Origin of the sequence: Ensifer sp., from assembly GCF_035999185.1 — a bacterium.
Lineage (GTDB): Bacteria > Pseudomonadota > Alphaproteobacteria > Rhizobiales > Rhizobiaceae > Ensifer.
This window is the reverse complement of record NZ_DASYHB010000098.1, coordinates 19,126-35,097: the sequence shown is the minus strand read 5'-3', so window position 1 is coordinate 35,097 and position 15,972 is coordinate 19,126. Positions and strand designations below refer to the sequence as shown.

The following is a 15,972-nucleotide window of genomic DNA, read 5'->3' as shown; positions in this document are numbered from 1 at the left end:
GCCGCGGCAAATTAGTGGAATTCGTCTGACATGAAAACCGAAATTAAGCTTGTCGACTACCTGACCTCCCGTCGCTCCATTCCCGCTTTCCAGATGGGAGAGCCCGGCCCCGGCAAGGCCGAGGTTGCGGAAATGCTGAAGCTCGCTTCCCGCGTGCCCGATCACGGCAAGCTGGCGCCCTGGCGCTTCATCGTCTACCGGGGCGAGGAGAGAGTGCGCATCAGCGCCGAACTGAAGGCGATGGCGCTTCAGGTCAAGCCGGATCTGTCCGACGAGATGATCAAGGTCGAGGAAACCCGCCTGTCACGGGCGCCTGTTGTCGTTGCGGTCGTCAGCACGGCCGCGCCGCATTTCAAGATCCCGGAATGGGAGCAGGTGATGTCTGCCGGTGCCGTCTGCCTCAACCTGCTGATGGCCGCAAACGCGCTCGGCTACGCCTCCAACTGGCTGACCGAATGGTACGCCTTCGACGAGCGCGCCTATCCGCTGCTGGGCGTCAATCCGGGCGAGAAGATCGCCGGCTTCATTCACATCGGCACGGCCATGGTGCCGCCGACGGAGCGTCCGCGGCCCGAACTCGAAGAGATCGTCACCTGGGTCGGCGAGGGCGCCTGATGTTCTACGATACGGCCTTAAACCGTCACGGCTTGCCGCATGACCCTTTCAAGGCCATCGTTTCGCCGCGGCCGATCGGCTGGATCGGGACGAAGGCTGCCGATGGCTCGCTGAATCTGGCGCCGTACTCCTTCTTCAATGCCATCAGCGACAAGCCGAAACTCGTGATGTTCTCGTCGAGTGGCTACAAGGATTCGGTTCGCAACATCGAAGCGACCGGCGCGTTCACGGCAAGCTTCGCCAGCCGCAATCTGTCGGAGGAAGTGAACAAGACGTCGATCGCAGCGCCCCATGGCGACAGCGAGTTCGAAATCGCAGGGCTGACCCCTGTTAACGGTTCTCTGGTGGATGCGCCTTTCGTTGGCGAAGCCTATGCGGCACTGGAGTGCCGGATGACTGAGCTGTTTCAGCCGAAGGGGCTGGATGGCGAAGCATCCGACAACTATGTCGTGATCGGCCAGGTCGTCGGCATTCACATCCGCGACGAGGCAATTCGCGACGGCCGTTTCGACATGTCGACGGTCAGGCCGCTCGCCCGTCTCGGCTACATGGACTATTGCGACGGCGGCGACGTCTTCCAGATGATCCGTCCGACTCGTTGAGGTTTGCGATCTGCCCGAGGCGTTGCGTCACGCGCCGTTGACGGCGATTGCCTGTTCGACGGAGCGGCAGACGACCGCGGCAAAGCCGTTGTCTCTGCTCGACGCCAAAACCCACTTCGCCGCCGCTTCGTCGCAATCGGCCGGCATCGCCTCGTAGGCAGGCACGCCGGCCTCATGGGCCTTCAGCACCACATACGCCCGGCTGGCGAGGATAGGCGCCGCCACGCGCTCATGGGAAGCGCCGGTCGGTGCCCTGCAGCCGACGGCAGCGGCAAGCGCCGCGCCGTTGAAGATCAGGCCTTCCAGGCGCGCCGAAGAGCCCGACAGCGCATGCGGTGACAGCAGTCCCTCGGATGCGCCGCCGTACTCTGCGTAGATCCTCGTGCGATTTGCGGTCATGCCTCCGACCGCTTCGGCGACCGTCAGCATGACGTCGAGCCGTTGAATGTCTGCACGACCGCGGCATTCGGTAAGGACGACACCGTCTATCCCGCAGCCAAGCAGCCGGCTCAGTTCGTCTTCGCTCAGTCGCTCGACAGGTTCGACGCGCGCAAGCAGCGCGAAATCGCGCCCTTGCCGGGAGGCGAGCCCACGTAGCGTCTCCGTGGCGCAGCCAACGTCGAGCACGATGCCAGCCATCGCATTCAGGACGGCCAGATCGAGGCTAAGGGCTGTGCCGTCGGCAACCAGCAGCGGCTTTATGGTTTGGGGGCGGTTAACAGACATGGTGAACCAATCTTAAACCTTTGCCCGCTAGGGTTAAAAACATCGGTGGCTTTGGCGTGGTCTAGTGGGGCGTAGGTGATCATACAAGCATTTCTTCGCTGGGCGGAAACGGCGAGAGCGGGTGAACGCGCGCGTGCCGCCAGCGCGTTGGGTCGCGCCTATGTCGATGCGCAGCTGAACGGCCTTGATCGTCGCGCCGCCGAAATGGCGATGACATTCCTGTTGGACGACCCGTCGCCGAAAGTCAGGCAGGCGCTTGCCGAAGCGGTTTGCGGTTGCTCATCCGTCCCGCGCGCCATCATCCTTGGCCTGGCGGAAGACCAGCCTGATATCGCCTTTCTCACCATATCGCGTTCGCCTGTCCTTACCGACGAAGACCTGGTTGACCTTGCCGCGCGGGGAACCTGCGAGACCCGCGCGCTGATCGCGGCGCGCAGTTTCGTCTCGCGCGCGGTATCGGCGGCGATTGCCGAGATCGGTGGTGAGGACGAGATCCTCATCCTTCTCGAAAACACTGGCGCTCATCCGTCGCGCCGGTCGCTGAAGCGCATCGCCGAGCGCCTTGGTCGTTCGGCGGCGGTTCGCGACCTTCTGCTCGGGCGGCCGGACTTGCCGAGCGATGCGCGCCATGCGCTCGTCGAAGAGGTTGGAGCAGCCCTTGCCGCTTTCGGTCTTGTGCAGATGACGATCGGAGAGGCTCGAGTCCAGCGGGTGACCCGCGAAGCGTGCGACACCGCGGCCGTCGGCATGGCCGGTGCAGCAGCTGTCGAGGAACTGCCTGGCCTGGTGACGCATCTGCGCGAGACGGGACGCCTGACGCCGGCCTTCCTGCTGCATGCGCTGGTGACGGGGCGTGCCGAGTTTTTCTCGGCTGCGATTGTCGATCTCTCCGGCGTCAGCGAAAAGCGCGTGCGCTCTATCCTGTCCGGTGGGCGCATCCACGCGATCAAGGCCCTGTTCGAAAGTGCAGGCCTTGGTCGCGACGTCAGCGAAACCTTCGCCGCGGCCGTTCTTCTGTGGCGCCAGGACGGCCCAGCGACGACCGACGGACCGGCCTCGGTCTCGGCAGAACTGCTGGCGCGGCTTCGGCGCGAACGGTCGGCCTCATCGACCCACACGGCGATGATCGATCTGCTTGAACGCCTGGCATTTGCTGAAGAGCGCCGATCCGCCCGCGACTACGCGGAACTCGCCGCGCGCCAGGCGGCGTGATCGCAAGCGCCGACAAACTCCTTCGGCCATCCGGGTGATCGGCCTCAGGCGGCTGACGGGACGTCGTGCGCGGAGAGCCTGTGTCCAACGAGGACCTGTCGCATGAACACGAAAAGCGTTGCTGTAACCGGTATCGGCGGGTTCGTCGGGCGCCATATCGCTCTCGCTCTGTTGCGCGAGGGTTATGACGTGCACGGGACTGTTCGCACCTTGTCGCGCGCCGATGAGATCGAGCGATCCATCCGCGCTGCTGGCGGCACTGGGCAAGCGAGGCTGACGTTCGGGCAAGCTGATCTTTTGGCAGACGAAGGCTGGTCGGAGGCCTTTGCTGGCGTTTCCTTTGTCATGCACACCGCGTCGCCCTTTCCGGGGCGTTTGCCAGCCAATGAGATGGACCTGATCGCGCCCGCGCGTGACGGCGCTCTGCGCGTTCTAAGGGCGGCTCGTTCGGCAGGCGTTCGCCGCCTCGTGCTCACGTCGTCGATAGCCGCTGTCATCTATGGCGAAGGGCGGGCGCCTTACACGGAGAGCGACTGGACCGACCCGCAGTCGCCGCTCGCAACACCTTACTATCGCTCCAAGACCCTCGCAGAGCGCGCCGCCTGGGACTATGCCAGGGAGAACGGTCTCGAGATGACAGTCGTCAATCCCGGCATGGTGCTTGGCCCGCTTCTCGGCCAGGACATCGGTACGTCGGTCGCTGTCGTCCGCAATCTGCTCAGGGGAAGCTATCCGGCTTTGCCGAAATTCAGCGTGCCTATCGTCGACGTCCGCGACGTTGCCGATGCACATCTGCGTGCAATGGTCACGGCCGGCGCTGCCGGGGAGCGTTTTCTGATCGCCGGTGAAGCATGTTCTCTTGCTGATGTCGCCGGGGTGCTTCGGCGCCAGTTTCCCGAACGCGCTTCCAAACTGCCCAAGTTCGTTTTACCGAACTGGCTGGCGGGCCTCGTCTCGCCCTTTGATCCCGGCTTGCGGCTGATCGTGCGCGAACTCGGGCGCGACCAGCGCATTTCCAACGGTAAGGCGCGGCGCGTGTTGGGCTGGAACCCGCGAAGTGCTGCGGATGCCATCAACGCCAGCGCCGACAGCTTGATCCTTGCTGGTCTTGTCTGAACCACAGAGGTCCTGCGTTCCCAAAAGACACGCGGCACTCTCGTGAGGAGAAGCCTTTAGTCGGTAAAGCGGCGCGCCACCCAGGAATAGCCATCCTCGATATAGTGCACCGGCGCGGTGACGATGGTCTTTAGCTTCTCGCGGTCGGGAATTGCGCCCGACAGGAATGCCATCGTTCTCTTCGGCAGGTTTGGCTCTGGCTCCGGTGCCGCTGCCTGTTCTGGCGTTTGAGCCTGCTGGGCGCCGGCCGGTGGCGGGGTCAGTTCGGCGAGGCCTGGGCCGGAAGTTTCACAAACGGCAACGACGACAGGAAAATTCGCGTTCGAAAACTTCGGTAGTTGTGCGTGCGAGGCGGTGTCGCATTGCGCGATCGACGGCCATGTGCCGTTGACTGTCGAAATAAACTGGCATTGGCTGACATCGTGGTCGCAGCCGAGAATGGTCATGACTATCAGCGCCGCTTTCATGGTGTTCCCGTCATTGGTCGTGTGCGGTTATCGTTGGATCAACCAATGCCTGCATGATTCTCCCGGAAATAGGGCAGGGCGACCGGCGGTGCGAAACAAATTGTTTCAGGCTGTTAGGCGGATTGATGGTTCGATATCCGGCCGTTGCGTCATTTGACGTATTGGTTCGAGAGGCAGGCGGCGCTAGTTTTCCCGCATTCGATACCGAGTGCGAAAAGGACCAGACGATTGCCTGCCGTTACCATAAGCCTTGAACCGCCGCGACAGCCTGCGGTCCTACGCCTGCTGGACCTCTCCGACGCCTATGCCGCCTCGCTCTATCCGGCCGAAAGCAATCATATGGTCGACCTGTCGAGCCTGGAGCAACCAAATGTATCGTTCTTCGTGGCACGCCGCGACGGTGACGTGGTCGGCTGTTGCGCGCTGGTCGGGGCCGGCGACGGGACGGCGGAAATCAAGCGCATGTTCGTCGATCCCGAGGCGCGGGGGCTAAGGGTCGGCAAACTGTTGCTTGAGGCGCTTGAAGCGCGCGCGGGCGAGCTTGGGTATCAGGCAGTCCGCCTGGAAACCGGGATCCATCAACCCGAGGCGATCGGCCTTTACAGGGCGGCCGGCTATAGCGAGCGCCCGCCTTTCGGCGGCTATCAGCTGGATCCGTTGAGCCTGTTCATGGAAAAGGCGGTTCGCCAGGCGGCATGAACAGGTGCGCGCGACCGTGGACTGGTCCACAATAGGAAACGGCGGCCTTCGCGCCGCCGTTCTCCTGTGCAATCCGGCTTGATCGCCGTGCTAGATGTCCAGGTTGTCCGCGAAAACGGCGCGTTCCTGGATGAACCGGAAGCGGGCGTCGGCCTTCGTTCCCATCAGATTGTCGACCGCTTCGCGCGTGCCTTCAAAATCGACATCATCGATCTCCACCTTGAGCAGCGTGCGGAACTTCGGATCCATCGTCGTTTCCTTGAGCTGCGCCGGCAGCATCTCGCCGAGACCCTTGAAGCGGCCGATCTCGACCTTGCCGCGGCCTGCGAACTCGGTGCGCATCAGCTCTTCGCGGTGGGCGTCGTCGCGGGCATAGAGCGTCTTTGAGCCCTGGCTGATGCGATAGAGCGGCGGAACCGCGAGATAGAGATGACCGCCACGGATCAGTTCCGGCATCTCCTGATAGAAGAAGGTGATCAGAAGCGAGGCGATGTGGGCGCCGTCGACGTCGGCGTCGGTCATGACGACGATGCGCTCGTAGCGCAGATCCTCTTCGCGGTACTTGCTGCGCGTGCCGCAGCCAAGCGCCTGAATGAGGTCGGCGATCTGCTGGTTGGCGCCGAGCTTTTCGCGGCCCGCGCTCGCGACGTTCAGGATCTTGCCGCGCAGAGGCAGGATCGCCTGGTTCGCGCGATTGCGCGCCTGCTTGGCGGAGCCACCGGCCGAATCCCCTTCGACGATGAAAAGCTCGGCACCTTCGGCGGTGTTTTGCGAACAATCCGCAAGCTTGCCCGGCAAACGCAGCTTGCGCACGGCGGTCTTGCGGTTGACTTCCTTTTCCTTGCGCCGGCGGACGCGCTCGTCGGCGCGTTCAATGACCCATTCGAGCAGCTTTGCCGCCTCGGCTGGATTGTCGGCGAGATAGTGGTCGAAAGGATCGCGCAGCGCGTTTTCGACGATGCGTTGGGCCTCGACGGTCGCCAGCTTGTCCTTGGTCTGGCCGACGAATTCCGGCTCGCGGATGAAGACGGACAACATTCCGGCGGCCGAAATCATCACGTCATCGGTGGTGATGATGGCAGCCCGCTTGTTTTGCGTCAGCTCGGCGTAGTTCTTCAGTCCCTTGGTGAGCGCGATGCGGAAGCCGGCCTCGTGCGTACCGCCTTCGGGTGTCGGGATGGTGTTGCAATAGGAGTGAACCTGCTGGTCGCCGCCATACCAGGTGACCGCCCATTCGAGCGAGCCGTGGCCGTTCGACTTCTCGGACTTGCCTGCAAAGATCTCGCGGGTGACGGTGAATTCCTTGCCGAGCGTTGCCGCAAGATAGTCCTTGAGGCCGCCAGGGAAGTGAAAGACCGCCTTGTCCGGGATCTCGGAACCTTCCTGCAGCAGCGACGGATCGCAGGACCAGCGGATCTCGACGCCACCGAACAGATAGGCCTTCGAGCGGGCCATGCGGAAAAGCCGGCCCGGCTCGAAACGCGCATGCGGTCCGAAAATGTCCGGGTCAGGATGGAAGCGAACACGCGTGCCGCGCCGGTTGTGCACGTCGCCGAGTTCTTCGAGCCCGCCCTGCGGAATGCCGCGGGAGAAGCGTTGGCGATAGAGCTTGCGGTTGCGGGCAACCTCGACTTCGAGCGCGTCGGAGAGCGCGTTGACGACGGACACGCCGACGCCATGCAGACCGCCCGAGGTTTCATAGGCCTTGCCGTCGAACTTGCCGCCGGCATGCAGAATGGTCATGACGACTTCGAGCGTCGACTTGCCGGGGAATTTCGGGTGGTTCTCGACCGGGATGCCGCGGCCGTTGTCGGTCACCGTCAGGAAGCCTTCGGCATCGAGGTTGACCTCGATGAAGTTGGCGTGGCCTGCGACCGCTTCGTCCATCGAGTTGTCGATGACTTCGGCAAAGAGGTGATGCAGCGCCTTCTCATCGGTGCCGCCGATATACATGCCGGGGCGGCGGCGAACCGGCTCCAGACCCTCGAGGACTTCGATCGCCGACGCGTCGTAGTCGCTGCCGTCGCTGCCTTTCGGGGCAGGGCGCGGCTCTTCGCGCGCGACGGGCGCCGCAGGCACGACCGGTTTGGCGGTCGGTTGTACGGGCTTGGGTTGCTCGGGCATTGAAAAGAGGTCGCTGTTGTCGTCCATGGGGCCGTTCGGGTCGTTCCTGTCGTTCGGGAGTGCCTGAGGCCATAGCAAGACCTCGGCTTTGCCGCCATCCCCCGGCGGTCGAATCACCTGTATTCTGCCAGACTCTCGCCGAAAACGCGAACAAAACGAGAATTCTGACATTGGCCGCGCGGCGAAATTCAGCGCGCGTCCCCCTATCGTCAGGCGAGTGTTGCTTTGACGTCGGGGCGATGGCAAGGCTTGCTGCGAACGAGGGAGCCCGTCATTGGCCGTGTCCACAGTTGTTTTTCCATTTCGCAGGTCTTTGTTGGCAATCGCCGTAATCCTGGGCGCGTCGTCGGCACCGGCGCAGACTCTGAAGCCCTACAAGGACGAGCTTTTTTCCTACAGCAACGTACTGGACCGCAAGGATGGCGGCGATGATCTGACCGTCGATTACCAGGAGTTGCGCGACATCAACGAGCGTGACGAGATTCCGGAGCGACGCGTCAAGCGCGCCTATGTCTCGCTCGGCGTGAAAAGCGAGCAGGTCAACGAGACGCTCGACATTGGCGGGAGGCCGCTCAATGTCACCCGCGTCGGCCCCGATCGCGGCGCTGCCTTCACGGTCATCTTCATTCACGGCCGCGGCGGCGATCGCCGGCTCGGCGCCAACGACTTTTCCTTCGGCGGCAACTTCAACCGACTGAAGAACCTCGCTGTCGGCAATGGCGGCGTCTACTACGCCCCAAGCGTCCGGTCGTTCGATACGGCCGGCGCGGCCGATGTTGCGGGCCTGGTAAGACAGGTCTCTGAGCGCTCCGGCGGTCGACCGGTGGTGCTGGCCTGCGCCTCGATGGGCAGTTTCATCTGCTGGGGCGTCTCGCGCGATGCATCCGCGGTTGCGGCTCTCGGCGGCATGATGGTCATGGGCGGCGTCAGCGACCCCGATTTTTCGAAGAGCGCTGCCTTCAAGGCGAAGCTGCCGATGTTCTTCAGCCATGGCAGCCGCGATAGCGTCTATCCTGCGGCAAGCCAGAAGGCGCTCTACTCCATGCTGAAGTCCAAAGGCTACCCGACGCGCTTCGTGCTTTTCGAAACCGGCGCGCACGGCACTCCGGTCCGCATGACCGATTGGCGCGATGCACTGAACTGGATCGGCAGCCGCTGAGGTTCGCCCTGGCGCACGGCATTTGTTAACCAGCACGGCAGTTTCCGGGCGAAATTTCGCCCGGTGTTTCCACTCTGGAAAGTTGAAGTCGTGATGATGCCCGGCAACTATGGCTGGGATGGATTTCATGGACGCGCGCACCGAGACACGGCACATTCCGCTGTGTGTGGATCTGGATGGCACCCTGCTGGCCGCAGACACTTTGTGGGAAGGCGCTGCAATCCTCCTGCTGCGCAATCCGTTGATGCTGTTTCCCCTGTTGTTCTGGCTGGTGAAGGGCAAGGCGCGGCTGAAGCATGAAGTGGCGCTGCGATCCGGTCGCAAGGCCGAGGACTGGCCCTATCGCCAGGTCGTCATCGACCGGCTGACGGAAGAAAAGCAGTCGGGTCGCGAACTCGTGCTTGTCACCGGAGCCGCGCCGTCGGTGGCCAAGGACATCGCCGACCATGTCGGCCTCTTCGCCTCCGTCATGCATTCGACCCATGACCTCAACCTGACGAGCAGCCGCAAGCGCGACGCTCTCGTTGAACGTTTCGGCGATGGCGCCTTCGACTATATGGGCAACAGCCGCGACGATATCGCCGTCTTCGAGGCGGCCCGCCGTGCAATCGTGGTTGCTCCGGACGCGGCGGCAGAAAAGTGGCGCCGAAATCATGATGCCGAGCGCCTCGATACTGGCAAGGCAAGCATGCTGGTGCCGTTGAAATCCATCCGCGTGCATCAATGGGCAAAAAACGTGCTCATCGGCGTGCCGATGATCCTCAATCATGAGGTGCTGCACGTCGACGCGATCGTGAGTGTCGTCATCGCCTTCTTTGCGTTCAGTTTTCTCGCTTCCGCGGTCTACGTCATCAACGATCTCTCGGACCTCGCCAATGATCGCCGCCATGCAAAGAAGCGCCACAGGCCGCTCGCCAGCGGCCAGATGTCGGTGCCGACGGGGTTGGTTCTTGCCGGTTGCCTTGTTCTGGCCTCTCTGGCTCTGACCCTGCTTCTGCCCTGGAAGTTTGCCGGTGTGCTGGCATTTTACGCCTGCGCCACGACGGCCTACACCTTCGTGCTGAAGCGCAAGCTGCTGGTGGATGTCTTCACGCTTGCCGGCCTCTACACCACGCGCATCGTTGCCGGTGCGGCGGCAACCGGCACGGAGCTCTCCTTCTGGCTGGTCTCCTTCGCGATCTTCTTCTTTCTCAGCCTCGCGCTGGTGAAGCGCTATGTCGAGCTGCACGAATTTGACGACAAGGACGGCGGCAATGTTCCCGGCCGTGGCTATCTTGCCGTCGATTTCGAGATGGTCGGGCAGGCCGGTGTCGCGTCGGCCTTCACGGCGGCTCTGGTTCTGGCGCTCTACGTGCACAGCAAAGAGCTGCAGGACATGTATACGACACCCTGGGCGCTGTGGCCGCTTTGCCCTCTCGTGCTCTATATGTTGCTGCGCATCTGGATGCTCGCGCGTCGCGGCATGCTGCATGAAGACCCGGTTGTCTTCATCATGCGCGACTGGCGCAGCCAATTGACCATGCTGATCGGCGCGCTCTTGATTCTGTTTGGAGCCATCGGGCCGCAATGACGTTTGAAGACCATGAAAGCTGGGGCCGTCTCGACCATCGCGCTCGACCGGCCATTTTGCCTGACGACTATGAGGATCGCGCTGGAACCCTGGAGGCCGGCGGCTTCCTCCCCTTCGGCAACGGCCGCAGCTACGGCGATAGCTGCCACAACGATCAGGGCAAGCTGATCGAAAGCCGCAGGCACGGGCGCATCGTTGCCTTCGATCCCGGCACCGGCATGATGACCTGCGAGGCGGGTGCGACGCTGCGCACGGTCCTCGAACGGGCGATCGAACATCGATTCTTCCTGCCGGTGACCCCCGGTACGGCCTTTGTGACCGTCGGGGGCGCAGTTGCCAACGACGTGCACGGCAAGAACCACCACGCCCGCGGTACGTTCGGCAATCATGTGACGAGCTTCACCCTGCTGCGCTCGACAGGCGAAAGACTGACCTGCTCGCCGGTCGAAAATCCGGAACTCTACGCCGCAACAATTGGCGGCATGGGGCTGACGGGGCTGATCCTGACCGTGGATCTGCGGTTGATGAAAGTGCCGTCGCCGCATGTGCAGCAGCACGCCATCCGTTTCGAAAACCTCGACCGCTATTTTGCCCTCGTCGACGGCATCGATGCCGAGCACGAGTATTCCGTCGCCTGGATCGACCAGCTTGCGACCGGATCGCGCATGGGCAGGGGCGTTTTGCTTGCCGGTGACCATGCCGACGGTTCCTGCGAATTTCCCGATATTCCCAAGGGTCTGAAGCTCTCGGTGCCGTTTGCGCCGCCGTTCAACCTGTTGAACAGGGCAACTCTGAAGGTCTTCAACGAACACTATTTCCGCAAGACGAAGCCAGGAGAGACGGTAACCACGGTTCCGTGGACATCGTATTTCTACCCGCTTGATGCGATCGGCGCCTGGAGCAGGCTCTATGGCCCGCGCGGGCTCTACCAGCATCAGAGCGTCTATCCGGCGGACAACGCGCCGGAGATCACGGCCAGACTGATGGAAACGGCGCGCCAGGCCGGACACGCCTCGTTCCTGACAATCTTGAAGCGGTTTGGCGACATCGGCTCGCGGGGCATTCTATCGTTCCCCCGGCCCGGTTTTACTTTGACGCTGGACTTTGCAAATCAAGGTGAACGGACAGTAAAGCTTCTCGACGCGCTCGATCGCATCGTGGTCGACGCAGGTGGTGCGGTCAATCCTTACAAGGATGCGCGCATGAACCCGCAAGTCTTTGAAAAATCTTTTCCTTCTTGGAAAAAGCTGGAAGCGTTTCGTGATCCTGCGCTCGTTTCGAACTTCTGGAAGCGCACGGCTCTGGCTTTGCCAGAATGAGAATGCAGACAATTTTACTCAAATAAATATCCAGACTTCACGGAAAATGCGTCTCTTTCCCGTAAGTACATTTTCGGGACTGGGAGCAAAAATATGAAATATATTCCATTCATTCTCTTTACGGTGCTCACCAATGCGGCCGCTCAGCTGATGCTGAAGCAGGGCATGATGACGCTTGGACCGATTTCGATGACGGCTGAAACGGCGATCGTCCGGCTGTTCCAGATCGTCTTCAATCCTTGGGTCTTCGCCGGCCTTGCGACCTTCGTGATCTCGATGGCGTCGCATCTCTACGTGCTGTCGAAGGTCGAGCTTTCCTTTGCCTATCCGTTCCTGAGCCTCGCTTACGTCGCCGTCGCGGTCTTCGCCTACTTCGTCTTTCGCGAAGACCTCAACGCCTGGCGGATCGCCGGCATCGCGCTGATCTGCGCAGGAACCGTTCTTATCGCCCAGTCGGGCATCTCATCCCACGCCGACGAGAAGCCGGCCGATGCTGCCGGGGTGAGCACCGCAGAATTCGGGAGCAAGTCATGAAACACATCATCTTTGGTGGCGACGGCTTCGTTGGCCGTCACCTGGCCGAGCGCCTCGTCAAGGAAGGCGAGGAAGTTGTCGTCGCCGATATCGTCAAGTCCGACCTGCCACATTACGGCCGCGTGCGTTTCGTCCGTTGCGACGTCACCGATGCGGAAGCCGTGTTGAAGGTTGGTATCGGCCCTGACGACATGATCTACAACATGGCGGCCAAGATGCTGTCGCCGTTGCAGGTCCGCGCCAAGCGCTGGGAGTTCTTCTGGCCCGTCAACTACTATGGCGCCGAAAACATCATGAAGGCCATGGACGCCGCCGGTGCGTCGCGCCTGGTGCAGTTCACCACCGACATGATCTACGGCCATACCGTGCAATCGCCGCAGACCGAAGACCATCCGGCAAAGCCGCTCGGCGAATACGGCAAATCGAAATGGGCGACCGAGCAGCTGGCAATCCAGTGGCGCAAGCAGGGCATGAACGTCTCGATCTTCCGCCCACGCCTGATCATCGGCCCCGGTCGTCTCGGCATCCTCGAAAAGCTGTTCCAGCTGATCGACCTTAACCTGCCGGTGCCGATGATCGGCTCGGGCAAGGTGCCTTATCAGTTCATCTCGGTCTTCGATTGCGCCGAAGCCGCGCGCCTTGCCTGGAAGGGCGGCGTGCCGAACGAAGCCTACAATCTCGGTTCCGACAATCCGCCGTCTGTCCGCGAACTGCTCGGCAATCTGATCAAGCATGCCGGTTCGAAGTCGTTCTTGCTGCCGACGCCCGCCTTTGCGGTCAAGCAGACGCTGGCGTTCTTCGACCTGATCAACAAGCCGATCATGGATCCGGAACAGTATCTGATCGCCGACGAGATGTGCGTGCGTGAGACGGGCAAGCTGAAGCGCGAGCTCGGCTGGCGTGCGGAATACAACGACGGCGACATGCTGATTGCCGCCTATGACGAATATCGGGCCAAGAAGATGGGCGCCGCAGCTCCTGCAGCTGTCGCAGTGCCGGCCGAATGAGGGGAGAGACCATGCTCGACAGACCGAACCGTATCGCCGTTGCCGCCCCTTCGCTTGATGGCGGTGTAGCTAGGCCGGAACTCATCACCGTCGAACAGGCCAAGGCCATGTCGATCGGCGACATCACCACCGCCTTCAAGGAGCACCTGAATCCTGGCCAGCTGCACTTCATGAAGCTTCTCGGCTTCCACAAGGTGAAGATCGAAAGTGCCGAAGGTATGTTCTACACCGACCAGAACGGCCGCAAGATCCTCGATTTCTTCGGTGGCTTCGGCTCGCTTGCCTTCGGTCACAACCATCCGCGCATCCTGGAAGCTCGCCAGAAATTCCAGGACGAGAAGCGCCACGAGATCGCGATCGCCTTCATGTCGCAATATGCGGCGGCGCTTGCCAAGAACATCGCTGCCTGCTCGCCAGGCGATCTCGACATGGTGTTTCTCGGCTCCTCCGGCTCGGAGGCCATGGAGGCGGCGGTCAAGCTCGCCGAGCGTGCGGCCGGCCCGAAGCGACCGAAGGTCGTCTATGCGGAGAACTCCTTCCACGGCAAGACCAAGGGCGTGCTCGCGATTACCGATGGCCAGCTCTATCGCGCCGACTTCAAGGTCACCGACAACACGGTGCGTGTGCCCTTCGCCGACATTGACGCGGTGGAGAATGCCTTCAAGTCCGATCCGGAAATCGGCGTCATCGTGCTCGAAACCATCCAGGGCGGCGGCGGCATCATCCAGGCGCCGGCCGAATATTGGCAGAAGCTGCGTGCGCTCTGCGACAAGTACGGTGTTCTCTGGGTCGCCGACGAAGTGCAGTGCGGTTACGGCCGCTCCGGCCGCTTCTATGCCTTCGAGCATTATGGCGTCGTGCCTGACGTGACAGCGCTTGCCAAGTCGCTTGGTGCTGGCAAGGCCGCCGTCGGCGCGATGATCGCGCGCCGCGAGGTTTACATGAAGGCCTATGGCACGCCGAAGACGGCGATGATCCATGCAATGGCGACCTTCGGCGGCATGGGCGAGGCCTGCGTGACGGCGATCGAAGGCATCAACGTGCTCTATGACGAGCACCTGATCGACCGCGCCGCCGACAGCGGCAGCTATCTTCTCGACCGCCTGCAGGCGCTGAAGGAGAAGTATCCGAAGATCATCAAGGACGTTCGTGGCCAGGGGCTTATGGTCGGTCTCGAATTCCAGGACTTCAGCCAGACGCTGCCGATGGTGCTGCGTCCTGTTGTCTCGATGCTCGACGACAAGCTCAAGGGCTCGCTTTCGGGCTTCATCGGCGCGCTGCTTCTGCGTGACTACGACGTGCTCGTCGCCTTCACCGAATACAATCGCAACGTCATCCGGCTCGAGCCGCCGCTGATCTGCGAGCGCGCCCATGTCGACCAGTTCATCGCAGCACTCGACGACCTGCTTGGCCGCGGCATCGTGCGCATCGTCAAGGATTTCGTCGGCAGCCAGATCGGCTAAACGACGGATATACCGATCGAACGAAGGGCAGGGGCGCTCAGCGTCTCTGCCCTTTGATGTTCATGTCGAACTCGACAACGTTGGAGTAGATCGGCGTGCCGACGTCCATTCCGTAAGGCGAGCGGTGAATGTTGCCGCGGATATTGAAGGCGATCGAGCCGCGGTTCCAGTCCAGCAGCGTCACGGAGAAGCGTTCCTTCTTTGAGGTGCCGCGCGCCGTCAGCGTCCCCTCGACCGCCGCCGTATCGGGACCGGTCTGTTTCACTGTCGTCGAGCGGAACGTGACGGTGCTGAAGTTCGCCGTATCGAACACGGCGCTCGACTTCAGAAAATCCTCGATCCGCTTTTCTCCCGTCTTCACGCTCTCCGGATAGAGCGTGAACTCGACCGACGAGTGGTCGATATCGTTGCGGTCGATACGGAAGCTGCCGGAGAATTTTCCGAAATCGCCGACGATCCCGCCACCGCCCGCCTGGGCCACCGTAAAATGGATGCGGGAAGCAGACGTGATGCCATAGTTGCCGGCAGCGTCGGCCAGCTCCGGGGCGGTTGCGGCAGCAGGCAACGGCGCGCCGCCAGCCGCCATGAGAGTAAGTGCAATTGCCTTAGACAGGGGATGCAGGCGCAGCGTCATTGTCTCTTCCTTCCGACGATCAAGGGATCCGTGTCAGCCGCTTGGGAGGGAAGGCGGCGGCGCGGACCGGTTTGCAGCATGCGAACGAGGACGTCGTCATGGCGCACGACGTGATGGTAGAGGGCAGCCAGCGCATGGAGCGCGACGAAGCCCAAGAGAAGGTAGGCAAGGGTCATGTGAACAAGGGTCCAGAGATCCTCGGCAGGCGCCGATTTGGCCATCGGCAGATGCGGTATGACAAACCAGTTGAAATAAAAGCTCGGGATGTTGAGGGTCGATGTGGACGCGACCGCCCAACCGGCGAAGGGGACGGCAAGGGCAAGCGCTATGAGCGCGACATGGGTCGCGCCGGCCGCCCGCCGTTCGATAGCGGTCAGGCCCTGAGGTGGGCGGGGACGCAGCTCGAGCCCATGCCAGAGGGCGCGGATCGCAGCCAGCGCAAGCACGGTGAAGCCAAGCGACTTGTGCCACTGGTAGAGCGAGAACTGCAACGACGGATCGATCGGAAGCCGTCGCATGGTGAAGCCGAGCGCAAGCAACACAAAGATGAGGATCGCAATCGTCCAGTGAAGAACGATCGTGACCCATCCGAACCCTGCATCGTTGTTGCGCAGCATGTCAGTCTCCGTCGCCGCAAGAGCGGTCGGTTCAACTCGACTACCGCGGTGAGACCCACGAACTTCAGATTTTATTCGCCGATCATACCGTAAAAATGCACGGTGATC

General features: G+C 62.1%; 16 protein-coding genes. 11 read left to right on the top strand and 5 right to left on the bottom strand.

From position 1 onward, the window contains the following. Positions 1–30: 30 nt before the first annotated feature. Both VGO04_RS09870 and VGO04_RS09865 read left to right on the top strand, forming a co-directional pair. Positions 31–615 carry a nitroreductase gene (locus VGO04_RS09870; protein WP_327495769.1) on the top strand — a complete coding sequence of 195 codons (585 nt, stop codon included), beginning with the start codon at positions 31–33 and terminating at the stop codon, positions 613–615. After that, positions 615–1,217 (top strand): flavin reductase family protein, encoded by a 603-nt coding sequence (locus VGO04_RS09865; RefSeq protein WP_327495768.1) that lies wholly within the window; start codon positions 615–617, stop codon positions 1,215–1,217. The genes VGO04_RS09870 and VGO04_RS09865 overlap by 1 nt, the downstream gene beginning before the upstream one ends. 27 nt (positions 1,218–1,244) lie before the next feature. On the opposite strand, the gene VGO04_RS09860 is transcribed toward VGO04_RS09865, so the two are convergent. After that, the gene (locus tag VGO04_RS09860) at positions 1,245–1,943 is read right to left on the bottom strand and encodes an aldolase (protein WP_327495767.1); all 699 of its coding nucleotides are present in this window, start codon (positions 1,941–1,943) and stop codon (positions 1,245–1,247) included. 75 nt (positions 1,944–2,018) lie between these two features. Between VGO04_RS09860 and VGO04_RS09855 the strand changes: the two genes are divergently transcribed. Further along, a complete protein-coding gene (locus tag VGO04_RS09855; protein ID WP_327495766.1) occupies positions 2,019–3,155 on the top strand; it encodes a DUF2336 domain-containing protein in 1,137 nt (378 codons plus the stop codon). 102 nt (positions 3,156–3,257) lie between these two features. Then, positions 3,258–4,271 (top strand): aldehyde reductase, encoded by a 1,014-nt coding sequence (locus VGO04_RS09850; RefSeq protein ID WP_327495765.1) that lies wholly within the window; start codon positions 3,258–3,260, stop codon positions 4,269–4,271. 56 nt (positions 4,272–4,327) lie between these two features. Here the strand turns inward: VGO04_RS09850 and VGO04_RS09845 are convergent, their stop codons facing one another. Further along, on the bottom strand, positions 4,328–4,738 hold the full coding sequence (locus tag VGO04_RS09845) for a hypothetical protein (protein ID WP_327495764.1): 411 nt from the start codon (positions 4,736–4,738) through the stop codon (positions 4,328–4,330). A gap of 228 nt (positions 4,739–4,966) precedes the next feature. Between VGO04_RS09845 and VGO04_RS09840 the strand changes: the two genes are divergently transcribed. Then, positions 4,967–5,437, top strand: coding sequence for a GNAT family N-acetyltransferase (locus VGO04_RS09840; protein ID WP_327495763.1), 471 nt, complete (start codon positions 4,967–4,969; stop codon positions 5,435–5,437). A gap of 90 nt (positions 5,438–5,527) precedes the next feature. Here VGO04_RS09840 and parE read toward each other — a convergent pair whose 3' ends face one another. Then, positions 5,528–7,588 carry a DNA topoisomerase IV subunit B gene (gene parE, locus VGO04_RS09835; RefSeq protein WP_327495762.1) on the bottom strand — a complete coding sequence of 687 codons (2,061 nt, stop codon included), beginning with the start codon at positions 7,586–7,588 and terminating at the stop codon, positions 5,528–5,530. A gap of 289 nt (positions 7,589–7,877) precedes the next feature. On the opposite strand from parE, the gene VGO04_RS09830 reads away from it, so the two are divergent. The 6 genes from VGO04_RS09830 to VGO04_RS09805 all read left to right on the top strand — a co-directional run bounded on the left by VGO04_RS09830 (position 7,878) and on the right by VGO04_RS09805 (position 14,613). After that, positions 7,878–8,720, top strand: a complete 843-nt coding sequence (locus tag VGO04_RS09830; RefSeq protein WP_327495761.1) for an alpha/beta hydrolase — start codon at positions 7,878–7,880, stop codon at positions 8,718–8,720. Positions 8,721–8,847: 127 nt separating this feature from the next. Further along, positions 8,848–10,290: a UbiA family prenyltransferase gene (locus VGO04_RS09825; protein WP_327495760.1), complete on the top strand. Its 1,443-nt coding sequence runs from the start codon at positions 8,848–8,850 to the stop codon at positions 10,288–10,290. Next, positions 10,287–11,609, top strand: a complete 1,323-nt coding sequence (locus VGO04_RS09820; RefSeq protein WP_327495759.1) for an FAD-binding oxidoreductase — start codon at positions 10,287–10,289, stop codon at positions 11,607–11,609. Before VGO04_RS09825 ends, VGO04_RS09820 begins: the two co-directional genes overlap by 4 nt. Before the next feature lie 93 nt (positions 11,610–11,702). Next, on the top strand, positions 11,703–12,143 hold the full coding sequence (locus tag VGO04_RS09815; RefSeq protein WP_327495758.1) for a transporter: 441 nt from the start codon (positions 11,703–11,705) through the stop codon (positions 12,141–12,143). After that, entirely contained in the window at positions 12,140–13,150 is a 1,011-nt protein-coding gene (locus tag VGO04_RS09810) for an NAD(P)-dependent oxidoreductase (RefSeq protein WP_327495757.1), read from the top strand. The genes VGO04_RS09815 and VGO04_RS09810 overlap by 4 nt, the downstream gene beginning before the upstream one ends. 11 nt (positions 13,151–13,161) lie before the next feature. After that, positions 13,162–14,613, top strand: a complete 1,452-nt coding sequence (locus VGO04_RS09805) for an aspartate aminotransferase family protein (protein ID WP_327495756.1) — start codon at positions 13,162–13,164, stop codon at positions 14,611–14,613. Between the two features lie 37 nt (positions 14,614–14,650). Here the strand turns inward: VGO04_RS09805 and VGO04_RS09800 are convergent, their stop codons facing one another. After that, the gene (locus VGO04_RS09800; protein ID WP_327495822.1) at positions 14,651–15,199 is read right to left on the bottom strand and encodes a YceI family protein; all 549 of its coding nucleotides are present in this window, start codon (positions 15,197–15,199) and stop codon (positions 14,651–14,653) included. Between the two features lie 44 nt (positions 15,200–15,243). Continuing rightward, positions 15,244–15,864: a cytochrome b gene (locus VGO04_RS09795; protein WP_327495755.1), complete on the bottom strand. Its 621-nt coding sequence runs from the start codon at positions 15,862–15,864 to the stop codon at positions 15,244–15,246. Between the last annotated feature and the right edge of the window lie 108 nt (positions 15,865–15,972).

What these genes read in the sequence shown, in the direction of transcription:
- VGO04_RS09865 (WP_327495768.1), top strand. Translation starts at nt 615, where the DNA reads ATGTTCTACGATACGGCCTTAAACCGTCACGGCTTGCCGCATGACCCT.
- VGO04_RS09800 (WP_327495822.1), bottom strand. Translation starts at nt 15,199, where the DNA reads ATGGCGGCTGGCGGCGCGCCGTTGCCTGCTGCCGCAACCGCCCCGGAG.
- VGO04_RS09825 (WP_327495760.1), top strand. Translation starts at nt 8,848, where the DNA reads ATGGACGCGCGCACCGAGACACGGCACATTCCGCTGTGTGTGGATCTG.
- VGO04_RS09820 (WP_327495759.1), top strand. Translation starts at nt 10,287, where the DNA reads ATGACGTTTGAAGACCATGAAAGCTGGGGCCGTCTCGACCATCGCGCT.
- VGO04_RS09845 (WP_327495764.1), bottom strand. Translation starts at nt 4,738, where the DNA reads ATGAAAGCGGCGCTGATAGTCATGACCATTCTCGGCTGCGACCACGAT.
- VGO04_RS09850 (WP_327495765.1), top strand. Translation starts at nt 3,258, where the DNA reads ATGAACACGAAAAGCGTTGCTGTAACCGGTATCGGCGGGTTCGTCGGG.
- VGO04_RS09870 (WP_327495769.1), top strand. Translation starts at nt 31, where the DNA reads ATGAAAACCGAAATTAAGCTTGTCGACTACCTGACCTCCCGTCGCTCC.
- parE (WP_327495762.1), bottom strand. Translation starts at nt 7,588, where the DNA reads ATGGACGACAACAGCGACCTCTTTTCAATGCCCGAGCAACCCAAGCCC.
- VGO04_RS09860 (WP_327495767.1), bottom strand. Translation starts at nt 1,943, where the DNA reads ATGTCTGTTAACCGCCCCCAAACCATAAAGCCGCTGCTGGTTGCCGAC.
- VGO04_RS09815 (WP_327495758.1), top strand. Translation starts at nt 11,703, where the DNA reads ATGAAATATATTCCATTCATTCTCTTTACGGTGCTCACCAATGCGGCC.
- VGO04_RS09810 (WP_327495757.1), top strand. Translation starts at nt 12,140, where the DNA reads ATGAAACACATCATCTTTGGTGGCGACGGCTTCGTTGGCCGTCACCTG.
- VGO04_RS09795 (WP_327495755.1), bottom strand. Translation starts at nt 15,864, where the DNA reads ATGCTGCGCAACAACGATGCAGGGTTCGGATGGGTCACGATCGTTCTT.
- VGO04_RS09805 (WP_327495756.1), top strand. Translation starts at nt 13,162, where the DNA reads ATGCTCGACAGACCGAACCGTATCGCCGTTGCCGCCCCTTCGCTTGAT.